Source organism: Streptomyces sp. NPDC053432, from assembly GCF_055585365.1.
Window position 1 is genome coordinate 27,956 of sequence record NZ_JBVJKF010000037.1, and the last position, 12,659, is coordinate 40,614.

The following is a 12,659-nucleotide window of genomic DNA, read 5'->3' on the forward strand; positions in this document are numbered from 1 at the left end:
TTGGCACATGGTTGGGCTGGGCGAGTCAACTCAGTCGTGGTAGCCGATGAGGGCTGCGACTATGCCGACGAAGGCCAGGAAGTGTTCTGCCTTCCCTTCGTACCGGCGGTGAAGCATGCGGCAGCCGACGAGCCAGGACACGGTCCTTTCTACGACCCATCTATGGCGCCCGAGCCGTTGTGAGGACGCGACGCCCTTGCGGGCGATGCGGTGGCGGATTCCGCGGCTGCGGAGCCATCGGCGCACCTACGTCCTCGCCAGTGCGTACTGCGCTGAGTGCGACGCCCTCTTCCGCGTCGATCACGCCATCGTGGCCCGCTGGAGCGGCTGACCTGCGGCGCGCCACTGACGAAACGCCGCGCCTCACTGACATCTACTCTGCGTCCGACAGCTCCCGCACGACTGTGCCGCTCGCCCATGAAGGAGCCTCATGACCACTACGTCCACCGGAGCCGCGACCTACTGGGAGCGGCTCTGGTCCCAGGGCCGCCGCTACCGGCAGCTCGACAATGCCGAGAACCGACTGCTGGAAGACCAGATCGGTCCTGGCCGCGAGCGACCGGCCCTCGACATCGGCTGCGGCGACGGCTCTCTCGCCCAGCGCCTTGCTCAACTGGGTTACCGCACGACCGGCATCGACTGCTCGCCCAGCGCCATCACCCTCGCCGCCACCCAGGACCCCGGGTACAGCCGGAAACCGCTCTGGCGGTGCATGGACATCACCACCGACGACCTCAGTGCCCTTCCGGAGCCGGCATACGCAGTCATCACCTGCCGCCTGGTCTACCGATGGATCGACGACAAAGCCGCCTTCCTCGACCGCGTGCGCCACCTCCTCGCCCCAGGCGGGACCTTCTGGGTAGTCGCCGAGATCGCCGGACGCCGCGCCGCCACCGACCCTTTACAGCACCTCGGCATCACCCCCGCCCAGGCCGAGATCCTCACTGCGGGTTGGTCCGCCGTCCACACCACAGACCTCGACGTCCTGCGCTACTACTCCCTGCGCCCATGACCCACGCCCTGCCCAGGGCAGCCGCCCGGCCGAGGGGGAGCACCGCGCCGGCATCCGCTTGGGTCTCTCGAACGTACAGCCCTGTCGAATCTGGCCATTGGGGCGTACTGCCGCCCATCCCGGGTGATCCCGCCACAGCGCCCCTGACCTCCAGCTACACAAGACCGAGGGAGGATGACGCTGCCCCGTGACGGGTCGGACCGGGGGGACGGGGTGCGTGCTCACGATGAACGTGGCGCTATTGCTGGCGTTCATCGTCCTTCTGTGGCTGCGCCGCCGCACCGAGATCCGTAGCCGCTTCGACGAGAAGATGACTGTGGTCGTCGTCCTGGCGCTGGGCATCATCTTTGCCCCCACTGACGTCGGCCAGGGGATTGCCGGCTTCCTCGGACAGCTGGTCAGCGGTGTCTCCCAGGCTGGCCAGTGACCTGCGGACGACACCCCCAGCGCGAAGCCGACACGTCGATGCCTGCCGTGTCGGGAGAAGACTGGTGAGCGGCCGTCGCCCCGCCCGGCGCACCACCGGTCGGCCCCGTAGGCCCCGCCGGAGCAACAATCAGCCCACGGAGCGGGTGGTCCTCACCGTGCTCGCAATCGCAGTCGCCGTCGTGTTCAGCCTGGCGGCAGCAGCACCGCTTCCCGCCTCCTCACTCAGCTGGCGCACCGCACGCCGGGACGACTCCAGACTGGCCCCATCCGGGTCCCGCTGGGCGCTGGCTAACGGTAGCGTCAGGTATTGGAACTCTCGGAATACTTGAGGATTCGCCACAAATTTGTCCTTCGGGTTATCCGTGCTTGCCGAGCGTGGGCAAGCCGCCCGACACCGTTCGGATGCTGCGCCCGGCGTCGGGCCGGTCGCTTGGCCATCAGCAGTTGGCGGGCCATGGTGCTCCACTGCGTTGCCTCGTCTTGGCGCCCAGCGGCCATCCATAGCTGAGCGGCCGCGAACATGGCCGCCAGGTCTTCCCGTACAGCGGTTCCGCCGAAGACACGGCTCCGCTGATCCGTACGGCGCCTTCAGTACCTCGTGGACAGAGCACGAGGCGACGGTCCGTGTCGCCCTCGGCCAGGCCCGTGACGTAGAAGGAGGCCCCGCTGCTGCCGAGCGAGATCTTCCGGAGCTGGATCAGGAGTTCCGGGTCGCACGGCAGCAGGACTTGATCAGCCTGGGTGGCGGGTGCGGGAGCCAGCGACACGAGGTCGAGGCCCCGCCTTCCCGCCAGACCCACATGCCGAGCGTGGGCCGGCTCGCGGCTGGGTCGAGAGCAGGATCAGCTGGCTCTTGCTTCGAGGAGCAGGGTTCGGAGATTCGCCGCCTGCTCAGCCCAGTTGTTTTCTGCGAAGCCGAGAACTACGCCCGCCCAGACTTGCCCATCGGGGTCGATTCCGTGGGCGGTCTGGGTCAGGTACAGGTTGTTGTCCCGTTCAATGATGGCGAACGTGATGGTGGAGCCGGGGTCGTCGAAGTAGTCGTCGCTGGTCACCGTGAAGGTGAAGCTGGTCTTCTCGGTCGACACCTGGACGTGACCGGATCCGTGCCCGGTGTACTCGGTGATGCCGGGATTCGGGTGCAGGAAGCATTGGGCGCCCTCGGCGAAGTGGCTGCATTCGGTGATGTCGAACGGGAACACCCGCTTCGGGTTGTCCTTGAACAGTGTCATGGCGTCTTCGGCGTGACCGAGAAGGTTCGTCGGGCCGAGCAGGAACGAGTATGCGTAGTCGTAGTTCCGCCGCCGCGGGTCGTCGGTGTCCCTAGGGTCACATGATGCGGTCAGGCATCGGATCGGCGCATGACGGTGCCCCTTGGGAGGGACCGCGGCTTGCGCGGCACGGAGTCCGGGTTTCGCCCGCGTGTCGCGGTACGTGGGGCGGTGCTTCTTCTGTTGTTCGAGCTGCTTGGTGACCCTGTCGACGGCGTGGGGCGAAGGACCTCCGCGTGGAGCGGGCATGCAGCCTCCGTCGTAGGCGATGCACAGTCCGGTCGGGTCACTGAACGTCGCGGGGTTGTTGCCTCCGTAGGTGTACGCGTTCATCAGTTGCGGGGTGCGCATGTCCACCAGCGGGTCGGGGCTGAGGAATCGTCCGATGGTCGGGTCGTAGGAGCGGGCGCCGAGGTGGACCAGGCCGGTGCTGTCGTCCTCGGTCTTGCCGAGGAAGCCTCGGTCGGTGGTCGAGCCCAGGGCGTCGGGGGTGCCGCGGTGTGCACCGAACGGCAGGTAGCGCTGACGCGAGACGGTGCCGGTGTCGGCATTGACCGCGAGGTGCGCGGAGCCCTGTGTGTCGCCGAGTAGCCAGTGCACGGTGCCGTCGCCGCCGTCCGATGTGCGGATCGCGACCGTCGCGCCGCCGCTGGTGTAGTAGCGGCGCGCGGTGACTGCACCGGCGGCGTCCGCGGTGATCTCGGTGCCGGCGATGTAGGCGGTGCGGCCGCCGTCGGGGGTTCGGCGGATGAGCCGGTTGCCGTCGGCGTCGTATACGAAGTCGGTGCTCTTGCCATCGACGATGGCCTTGACGAGCTGTCTGGTCTCGTCCCACGTGTAGGTGGAGGCAACACCGGCGACAGTGCGGCTGGTCATGTTGCCTGCCGCGTCGTGGCCGTAGGTGTCGCCGCCGACGGAGGTGACGGCGTGCGGGCGGACTGACGTGGGGCCGGAGGCCGGGTATCCGTACGCCGTGGCGGTACCGCCGTTGTCGGCCCGGGACGTGATGTTGCCGATGGTGTCGTACGTGAAGTCCTGCCGGTATCGGGCCGGTCCTGGCTCGTCGTTCCACGCGGCCTGAGTGGCGGCGGAGCAGGTGCTGGTCAGGGTGGTCCAGGCGGAGCGGAGACGGTTGCGTCCGTCGTGTTCGTAGCACTGGGACTGGCCGGCACCCGAGGGGCTGTTGTCGGTGATCCGCAGGACGTTGCCGACAGCGTCGTGACTGTAGGTATCGTCCTGGATCACCGTGGCGGCGGCTCCGAGGGTGGCCTTGACGTTGGTGACCTGGAGCGTCGCCGGGTCGTAGGCGTAGCTGCGGTCGACGCGGTGTGTGGCGCTGCTCGAGCCGAGGGTGCGGCTGGTGAGCTTGCCGTCGGCGGCAAAGCCGGTGGCATCGACATATGTGCTCAGCGGTGAGGAGAGCCGGGTCGGCAGGCCGAGAGCGGTGTAGGTCTGGGTGACCGTCTCGGCCGGGAGTCCCCCGGCGGCCGGGTAGGTGGTGGTCTTTAGGCGGTCGGCGTCGTCGTACCCGTAGGTCTGGGTGTACGAGCCGGCCAGCGCGCCCTCGCCTGCCGGGAGCGTCCAGGTGGTGGAGGCGAGCCTGCCCCGGGCGGTGTCGTAGGCGTGGGCGACCGTGTTATCGCCGCCGCTGGTGTGACGGGTCGTCCGGTCGAGCGCGCCCGTGTTGCCGAGGGGGTCGTAGAGCCATTCGGTGAGCGGGGGTCCGCTGGTGGAGTCCTTGCGGAGCTGGATGCGCCGGTTCAGCTCGTCGTACGCCGAGAGCACGGTCTGGCCGCGGGCGTCGGTGGACTTGGTGATGTTGCCGTTGCCGTCGTACTCGGAGGCGGTCAGGCCCGTGTCCGGGTCTTTGCCGGTCAGGCGGCGGCCGAGCCAGTCATAGGTGTAGTCGGTGACGTTGCCTTTCGCGTCGATGATGCGGGTGAGGTGGTCCTGCAGGTCGTAGCCGTAGGTGGTTGTGGCCGTGCCGGAGTCGAGCGTTTCCACGACTTTGGCGGTGCGGCCGAGCGCGTCCAGGTGGTAGGTCGTGGGTTGGCCGGCCGGTGGGTTGACCGTGGACAGGTCGGCGTACCAGGTCGTGGTGGTGGCGTGCCTCTTGACGCCTCCGGACCACAGCGCGGTTTCGGTAGCCCGGCCGAGCGCGTCGTAGCCGGTGCGGGTCTCAGAGGGGGTCTCCGACACCACCGGGACGGCGAGGGCCGATCCAGCCGTGCCAGTCATGGACATCGGCGCAGTGACCGCGGCGGTGCGTCCCTGGTTGTCGTAGCGGGTCTGCGTGACGATCCGCCCGGAGCCGGACGGGGCGGGGGCCTGCATCTCGGATGCCCGGCCGAGTCCGTCCAGGAAGGTGTACTCGGGTATGTACGTGCCAGTGGCCCGGTCCGTGATCCGGCTCGTCGAGACACGGCTGGGCGCGCCCTGGTTCACCTGGTAGGTGAAGACCCAGTCGGCGGCGTCGCTCGCGGCGGTGCCGGGGAGCCGCACGGCGGTGATCCTACCGAAGGCGTCGTAACCGCTCGTGGTGACCCTGCCGTTGGCGTCCGTCACCTTGGTGGGGACGGCGAAGGCCGGGTCCATGGTGGTGGTGACCGTGTGCCCCTTGGGGTTGGTCACGGTGACCGCGGTGGGGTTGCCCTTCGCCGGGCTGTAGGCCGTGGTCGTGGTGTGGCCGAGCCCGTCGGTCTGGGTGAGGGCACGTCCGTATGGGTCGTACGTGGCCTTGGTGTCCACGTACGCGGTGTCGCTGGTGAAAGTGCGCACCTGGGTCGGGTTGCCGTCGGTTACCGGGTCGGTGGTCAGCGAGGAGTGCCCGTCGTACCAAGTCTGGGTGCGCGAGACGACGGTGGCGGCGCAGTCACCCGCGTGCAGCTCCGTCTGGTACGGGTAGTACATGTAGGCCGCGCCGCCGTGGATGTAGCCGGTGGTGGTGCACCGCTCGTCGCCGGTGACCGCTGTGTCGCCGTACTCGTACTCGCTGGTCAGCTGGTTGTACGTGTCGTCGAAGACCCGTACGGTCTTGGTCCACCGGCCGGCGGTGGCGGTCTTCGCCCAGGTCTCGTGGGTGGTCTCGCCGAGCATGATCGCGTCCCGGGCGTCACCGCCGGCATAGTCGATGGTGTGCGGGCCGGTGTATGTGGAGAAGTCCTTGGTCAGCGGGACGGTGGGGGCGTTGTTGGCGTCCAGCCCCCAGGTGATGGTCTCCCGGACGCGGCCGGTCAGGTAGCCATGGTCGTGGAGGGCGTTGTTCTCGGAGTCGGTGACCTGCACGGTCTTCGTTCCGCCGGAGCCGTCGCTGTCGCCGTGCATGCCGCGGAAGTAGGTGGAGGAGGTGGTGGCGCGGGTGGAGCCGCTGCCCTTGACCACCGTGACCTGCGGGTAGCCTCGCCACTGGGACCAGGACTGGGCGCTCACGGGCGCGAGGGAGAACTCGTCGTGGTGCCAGGCCGGGGTTCCGTAGTAGATGTAGTCGGTGACCTGGTCCGGTGAGCCGGTGTGCGGGTCGCTGACGGTGACCTTGTCCACCAGGTACTTGTGGAACCAGCCCCATCCTGCCGGGCCGGACTCGGGCACGTGGTACTGCGGGAAGCAGTCCTTGGTGTTGGTCGCGGCGTTCGACGGCACGGAGGTGCACGGGTTCGGCCGGGAGTAGGCCACCTCGATGAGGCCACCCAGCTCGGTCTGGAGCTTGGTGATCCGGTACATCTTCATGGGCAGCACACCGGCGGACGTGTCGTAGTCCATCCGGTTGTCCAGCGCGGTGCCGTAAGTGTAGATGGCTGGCATGGCCTGCCAGGTCGCGCCGCCGTCGCTGCTGCCGTAGCGCTGGATTTCGCTCAGCCACAGTGCGGGGTCGCTGCCGTCGCCGGGAGCGGGGAACTGTTTGCCGAGCTCCCACTTGGCGATGGCACTGCCCCCGGCCGTCAGGGTGATGCGCTTGAGCCGGATCGTGCTGAAGAAGGTCGGCGTGTGCTCTGTACAGGGCTCGCGCCAGCAGATGAGGTCGGTCGGCACGTCCGGGTAGGAGCCGGGGTTGTTCTCGATCGACGGGCAGGTCGTGCTCTCCGTGCACCGGAAGTCGGTCGTGAAGGTGAGCTTGCCGGTTGCGGGGGTGGTGGTGGGGCTGTCGCCCCACTTCCGTCCGTACTCCACGGCGTTGAGCCAGCCTCCGCGCACGTAGTCCGTGCGGGCGGTGGATCCGTTCTTCCCGTAGCCGTCGACGGCTTCGCCCCAGTGGAGCACGGTCATGTTGCTGTTGCGGTCGACCACCATGTCCAGGTTCCAGCGCCATGCCTGGTTGCACCAGCTGCCGCTGAAGGTGCTGGTATAGCAGGGCTCGCCAGAGTCGTCGCCGTAGACCGGCACGGTCCAGGCGGAGTTCAGGTCTCCGCCGCCGAAGTCGGTCTCGCCGCCGAACCGGTACTGGGTTCCGTCCGGCGATTTCACCCACCAGAACTCGCCTTCGTTGTCACCGTTGTTGGTGCCCGTCTCCCGGGTCACCGACCATCCCGGGTCGTCCCGCAGCCGCCACTTGGTCCGGCCCGCGTCCAGAGGTATGAGCTGGGTGGAGCGTCCTCCCAGGCTGATCGCAACCTGGTCGTAGTCCTTCCAACACAGGTCAGCGGAGCTCTGCCCGTCGCTCGTGCAGGAGTGGTAGCGGCGCTCGATAAAGCCCGGCGCGATGTCCCATCCCTGGCCCACCCAGGACGGCTGAGCATTCTGAGCCGAGGTACGGCCGTCCACGGACTGCGAGTTGTAGTGCAGTGACAGCTTCAGCGGATCCCCGCCCGGCGCCGGAGGCGCAGACAGCGGATAGGCGTATGTGAAGGCTCCGGAGTTACCGCTCACCGACCAGTCTGCCGAGTTCAGCAGATCGGTCGCCTTGTACGAGCCGGAGGAGCCGGACGCGCTCGCCTCCAGCGCGTAGACGAAGGCGGCGCGTTCCGCGGTCGGGGCCCCGGCCGGCGCGACGTCCACATCGGAGGAGGTCACCTGGCCCGCCTTCAGGTCGTTGCGCGACGCGACCGGTGTTCCCGTGGCACACTCGGCGTCCTTGGGACGGTCGAGGATGCACGCCGGGTACCGCAACAGCCCGAGACGCGAGGCAAAACCGCCGCCGTACGCGGAGCGGAAGCCGCTGTAGTCGACCGCCACCGCCACCCGGCCGGGGACATCGGCAGAGCGTGGCGCTGCCGCCGCCTGGCTCGCCCCGTCCTCCTCACCGGCTTCGCGCAGCGCGAACAGGACGCCCCGAAGACCGGCCTGCTCCGCCTTCGCGCGGGACAACATTTCGACCTCAACCCGCTGGGCCCCGGCCCGCTCCGGTGCGGCATCCGTGCTCGCGCCCCCTCGCGGTGCTGGGCGAGCCAAGGTGACCGGCAGCGTCCCGGCCCGGCGGGCCGAGTCCGACACACTCACGGTCGCCGTGCCGGCCTTCGGCCACACCGGCTTTGAACGCTGTGGCGTCGCCAGCATCGCCGGCAGTTGGGCGGGCTTTCGGTCACCGACGGCCGACGGCACTGGTGCGGCGCTGTCGGCTGCCGAGCGTACGGTGGTTGATATGGACAGGAGCGACGCTGGCTGCGCGGCGGCCTGTCCGGTCACCAGCCCGGCGATCAGCACCCCTGCCGTGGCTGTCGCCACGACCCAGGTCGCTGCCCGCCAGGCGGAGACTCTGTCAAACATGCATTCCTCCCCATTCCATTCCTGCGGAGTTCCTACGAAGGACACGGCCCCGATCACGTGACGCGACCTGAGGGAACATCCGCGCCTCCTCGCGCACCCCCTGACCCCGCCACTCTTGAAGGCCCGGCCGCTGCACTGCGTACCGCCGCAACATTGTGGCTGCATTGGATCAACACCGTCTCCGTCAGGGACGCCCCTGGCTGGAACGGACCATGACCAACCAGGCCACCAGGCCACCAGGCCGAAGGGCTGCGTAATGACGTACGCCCGCTCACGCCCCGATGCGGGTGGACGCCGTCCACCTCGTCGACGTCACCGCCGACGCCCAGGCCAAGACGACCACGTGGGACCACGTCGCGACCATCCCGCTCGGTGCCGACGGCTGAGGACCGGCGGGATCAGTTCGCCGGGCGTGTCCGTACCGGGCGAGCGGCGACATCGGCCGCGTACGCCGCCCAGTCGCCGCCGCTGGCCTGCTGCCACTGCACGGCTACCTGCCGGTGGATGCCCAGCATGCGCGCCAGGATCGCCGCCGGGACCTGAGCAGCCAGCGTGAACAGGGCCGTGGCGCGATCTCGGCGCGGTCGTACGCCCAACGCCCGGAGCCGCACGACGAGCTGGTCGCTGCTAATCGGCTGACCGGGAAGGCATCCGGGGAAGAGCCACGCACCGGGCGTATCCAGCAGCGTCTGGCCGCGTCGCGTGGCGATCAGTTCCTTCATGAGCCTGTCAAGCGGGGTGGGCAGCACGATCGGACGGTCCCCGAGGCGGATGGTCACCTTGTCGCCGTCGCGCTGCACGTGGTCGAGGGTGAGATGGCGGATGGTGTTCACGCGCAGGGCGTAGAGCAGAAGGAGCAAGCCGGCGACCCGGTCGGCGGTGTCCGGGGCCTCGTCATTCAGGAGCCGACGGGCGACCTCCCACCTCTTGTCCTCGTCGTGCGGGCCGCTCGGGCCCGCCCACCGGGTCGCGGGAGCGGGGAGGTTATGAGCGTGGCGGTGAGCGACGGCCCAGCGCACGAAGTGCGCAGAACGTGAGGGGTACGTGGCACGGTGGGCCATGAAGTCGTCCAGCTCACCCTGGGTACACGCGCTCAGCAGCATCCCGCGGCTGGCCAGGTCGTCGAGGAGCTGGATGGCGGCGTTGATGTGGGTTCGGACCCAAGCACGGAACGGTGCTGGTCGTGGTCGACCAGCCGGCCTCGATCGGCGCTCTGCCGCTCGCGGTCGCCCGCGACATGGGCTGCCCGGTCGCCTACCTGCCCGGACTGACGATGCGGCGGATCGCCGACCTCTACCCGGGCGAGGCGAAGACGGACGCGAGGGACGCGTTCATCATCGCGGACGCGGCCCGCGCGATGCCGCAAGCGCTGCGGGCGATCGACGGCGAGGAGGAGACGATCGCCGAGCTGGAGATGATCGTGGGGTTCGACGACGACCTGGCCGGCGAGGCGACCAGGGTGGCGAACCGCCTGCACGGCCTGCTGACGCAGATCCATCCGTCTCTGGAACGGGTGCTGGGGCCGCGGTTGCAGCACCCGGCCGTCCTCACTCTGCTGAAGCGGTTCGGGTCACCGGAACAGATACGCAAGGCGGGCCGGCGGCGGCTGGTCACGCTGCTGCGGCCGAAGGCGCCGCGGACGGCCGAGCGTCTGGTCGAGGACGTCTTCGCCGCGTTGGACGAGCAGACCGTGACCGTCCCGGGGACCGAGGCGGCCGCGCTGATCGTCCCAAGCCTGGCCGGATCCCTGGCCGCCGTTCTTGACCAGCGCAAACTCCTGGCCGGGCGGATCGGGGAACTCCTGGACTCCCACCCTCTTTCGAAGGTCCCGACGTCGATGCCGGGAGTCGGCGTCAGGACCGGAGCCCACATCCTGATCGAGGTCGACGATGGCAGCACCTTCCCGACCGCTGGCCACCTCCCGCCTATGCCGGTCTCGCCCCTGCCACCCGGAGTTCGGGCTCATCGATCCGCGGCGAACAGCCCTCGAGAAGGGCGAACAAGCAGCTCAAACGGGCCTTCTTCCTCTCTGCGTTCGCGGCCCTGGCCGACCCCGCATCGCGGACCTACTACGACAAAAAGATCGCCCAGGGCAAGCACCACACTCAGGCCCTGCTCTGCCTCGCCAGACGCCGGGCCGACGTCCTCTTCGCCATGCTCCGCGACGGAACCTTCTACGAACCCCGACCGGCCTCAGCCGGCTGATCCTCAGCGGCCTCGCCGCACACGGGGCAGTCCCGCTCGTCGACCGAGTCCATCACGACCGGATGACCGCAGAAGTCGCACGGCCGCATGCCCTCGACCGCCGACTCTCGAACAGGCACGTCACCACTCATGACAGCCACACTGCCACCCGACCACCTTGACCAAAGGCACAGGGGCCCCGGAGCGCCTTCGATCGCCGGGGCGGCATCGGAGGGCGCAGGGCCTCCGGCACTGTGGTTCCAGCCCTGCCAGGTGTACCCGCCGTCGGTGGAGCGGTTGAGCCACAGCTGGTGGTCGTTGGGGCTGATGCAGCCGAGTGCCACGTTCCGCTGTGCCCGCCAGGCCGGGTAGTTGCGGTCGGTGACCAGCTGCTCCCGGCCGCCGCGGCCCAGTCCCACGGACTCACACTGGGCGTTGCCGGGCACCGGGGTGAAGGTGGCGTTGGTGAAGTTGCCGAGACTCGTGTGGGAGACCCACACGTTGCGGTCCCGCCCGATGACGGCTTCCATGAGTTCTACCTCGCGCGCGTTTGACACCACGTCGTTGGTGATCAGGGGGCGTCGGTGTAGGCGCTGAGGACGCGGGGGGCGGTCTGCAGACGCCAGTACGGCCCGTTGGCGACCCGGCCGTTGGATCGTCATCTCCGCAATCCATACCCGGTCGCCGACGACGGTGGACAGTCGGGCGCTGTTGCGTAATCCGGCGGCGGAGATGCCGTTCCTTGTTGCCGACGTGGCCCAGCTGTGCCCAGGGCGACCAGATGTTTCCGGCAGCGCCCCCAGGAGGCTGTAGTAGACCTCGCCGTTGTCCCCGGTGTGGAAGACGACCAGGTGGGGGCTGGCTTCGTCCTCGATCACCGTGACCTCGGGGCGGTGGTGGGGGCGGCCGTTGCCCGGCGTGACGCGTCAGCTGCCGTTGGCGTAGCGCCACCAGATCTGGTTGTCCTCGCCGCGGACGAACTGGTAGTTGTCGCCGCGGAACCAGTCGGAGGCCATGGCTTCGGGAGAGGGGGGCCGGGCCAGCCACGTTGAGCCACTGTCCTTCGGTCGCCGCCGCTGGCGCGAGCGCTGCGGTCAGAAGCAGGGTGAGGGTGGTGAGTGCCACGATCGGCAGGCGCGCCGTTCGGCGCGTTCCCGGTCGTCTGGCGGCTGCTGGGGGACTGGGCAGGTCCATCGGTTCTCCTTGTCATGGTTGGCTGGCCGCCGGTGCGCCTCGTGGGAGGTCATGCGGGCGGGGCGGCCGGTGCGGGTGGGGCCCCGAGGGCCGGTACGGAGCGGGCTCGGCGTGGTCGGTTGCAGTCGGGGGGCTCAGGGGGTCGGGTCGATGAAGCGGCGGATGAAGGTGAGCGCGGTGTCGGCGACCTCCCGCCAGCCGCTGTCGATGGTCAGGGAGTGGCCCCGGCCGGGGATCTCGGTGATCTCGGTGACGGCGTGTTCGTTCTGCGCCTGCTTCTTGTAGGCGGCGGTGGCGATGACCCAGGGGACGGTGTTGTCCTTCTCGCCCGAGATGATCAGCAGCGGTCCACGGTCGGCCGCGTGGGTGTCGACTTTCGCGTCGGTCCAGGGGTTGAGGTTGGCTGCGGCGGCCTGGAAGAGCGGCTCGCCGGGGGCGGCCACCGCGAAGGTGCCGTACAGCTCCAGCGCCTCTTCCTCGCTGACGGCGTTGGCGAAGGCGTAGCGGAACTGGTCGTAGGTGAGCGGCACCGCGCGGTGGTAGTTGGCCGGGTTTCCGAGCACAACGCTCGCGGCGCGCAGGGAGGACAGCGGCAGCGGCAGCACGCCCCGGAAGGGAGCGGGGTCGATGGCGACCGATGCTTGGGACAGGCCGCGTCCGGCGGTGATCTGGGTGATGAGTCCGCCGAAGGAGTGGCCGATGACCGCCGGCTTGCGGTCCAGGCGGCATTGGCCAGGGCGGTGGCGTAGCGGAGCTGGTCGAGGTGGCCAGTCAGCTAGTGCCGCACCAGGCAACGTTCGCCTCGGCCTCGCCGGTGGGGCGGGACGCGTAGTCTCGCGGGATGCACTCTCATCTGCGCTTTGAGAACC

The 12,659-nt window shown here is 69.0% G+C and carries 7 protein-coding genes and 2 pseudogenes; 3 read left to right on the forward strand and 6 right to left on the reverse strand.

The features are described from left to right. Nucleotides 1-30 precede the first annotated feature (30 nt). Nucleotides 31-246 (reverse strand): annotated as a pseudogene (locus tag ACZ6Y1_RS36135) (transposase); the annotation flags it as partial. 184 nt (nt 247-430) lie between these two features. Between ACZ6Y1_RS36135 and ACZ6Y1_RS36140 the strand changes: the two are divergent. Both ACZ6Y1_RS36140 and ACZ6Y1_RS36145 read left to right on the forward strand, forming a co-directional pair. Then, nucleotides 431-1,012, forward strand: coding sequence for a class I SAM-dependent methyltransferase (locus ACZ6Y1_RS36140; protein ID WP_469640150.1), 582 nt, complete (start codon nt 431-433; stop codon nt 1,010-1,012). 217 nt (nt 1,013-1,229) lie between these two features. Continuing rightward, nucleotides 1,230-1,439, forward strand: a complete 210-nt coding sequence (locus ACZ6Y1_RS36145) for a hypothetical protein (RefSeq protein WP_469640152.1) — start codon at nt 1,230-1,232, stop codon at nt 1,437-1,439. A gap of 439 nt (nt 1,440-1,878) precedes the next feature. Here ACZ6Y1_RS36145 and ACZ6Y1_RS36150 read toward each other — a convergent pair whose 3' ends face one another. The 3 genes from ACZ6Y1_RS36150 to ACZ6Y1_RS36160 all read right to left on the reverse strand — a co-directional run bounded on the left by ACZ6Y1_RS36150 (nt 1,879) and on the right by ACZ6Y1_RS36160 (nt 9,245). Next, a complete protein-coding gene (locus ACZ6Y1_RS36150; RefSeq protein WP_469640154.1) occupies nt 1,879-2,241 on the reverse strand; it encodes a hypothetical protein in 363 nt (120 codons plus the stop codon). 42 nt (nt 2,242-2,283) lie between these two features. Continuing rightward, a complete protein-coding gene (locus tag ACZ6Y1_RS36155) occupies nt 2,284-8,016 on the reverse strand; it encodes an RHS repeat domain-containing protein (RefSeq protein WP_469640157.1) in 5,733 nt (1,910 codons plus the stop codon). A gap of 794 nt (nt 8,017-8,810) precedes the next feature. Beyond that, nucleotides 8,811-9,245: a hypothetical protein gene (locus ACZ6Y1_RS36160; protein ID WP_469640159.1), complete on the reverse strand. Its 435-nt coding sequence runs from the start codon at nt 9,243-9,245 to the stop codon at nt 8,811-8,813. Nucleotides 9,246-9,574: 329 nt separating this feature from the next. Here ACZ6Y1_RS36160 and ACZ6Y1_RS36165 point away from each other — a divergent pair. Then, nucleotides 9,575-10,617: pseudogene (locus tag ACZ6Y1_RS36165) on the forward strand (IS110 family RNA-guided transposase); the annotation flags it as partial. Here the strand turns inward: ACZ6Y1_RS36165 and ACZ6Y1_RS36170 are convergent. Together ACZ6Y1_RS36170 and ACZ6Y1_RS36175 are read right to left on the reverse strand one after the other, a co-directional pair. Next, nucleotides 10,587-11,126 carry a hypothetical protein gene (locus ACZ6Y1_RS36170; RefSeq protein WP_469640161.1) on the reverse strand — a complete coding sequence of 180 codons (540 nt, stop codon included), beginning with the start codon at nt 11,124-11,126 and terminating at the stop codon, nt 10,587-10,589. The pseudogene ACZ6Y1_RS36165 and the gene ACZ6Y1_RS36170 sit on opposite strands and share 31 nt — an antisense overlap. A gap of 798 nt (nt 11,127-11,924) precedes the next feature. Then, the gene (locus ACZ6Y1_RS36175; protein WP_469640163.1) at nt 11,925-12,584 is read right to left on the reverse strand and encodes an alpha/beta hydrolase; all 660 of its coding nucleotides are present in this window, start codon (nt 12,582-12,584) and stop codon (nt 11,925-11,927) included. Nucleotides 12,585-12,659: the final 75 nt, after the last annotated feature.

Excerpts from the sequence above, each read along its gene's own strand:
- ACZ6Y1_RS36140 (WP_469640150.1), top strand. The coding sequence starts at position 431 with ATGACCACTACGTCCACCGGAGCCGCGACCTACTGGGAGCGGCTCTGG.
- ACZ6Y1_RS36155 (WP_469640157.1), bottom strand. The coding sequence starts at position 8,016 with ATGTTGTCCCGCGCGAAGGCGGAGCAGGCCGGTCTTCGGGGCGTCCTG.
- ACZ6Y1_RS36170 (WP_469640161.1), bottom strand. The coding sequence starts at position 11,126 with ATGGAAGCCGTCATCGGGCGGGACCGCAACGTGTGGGTCTCCCACACG.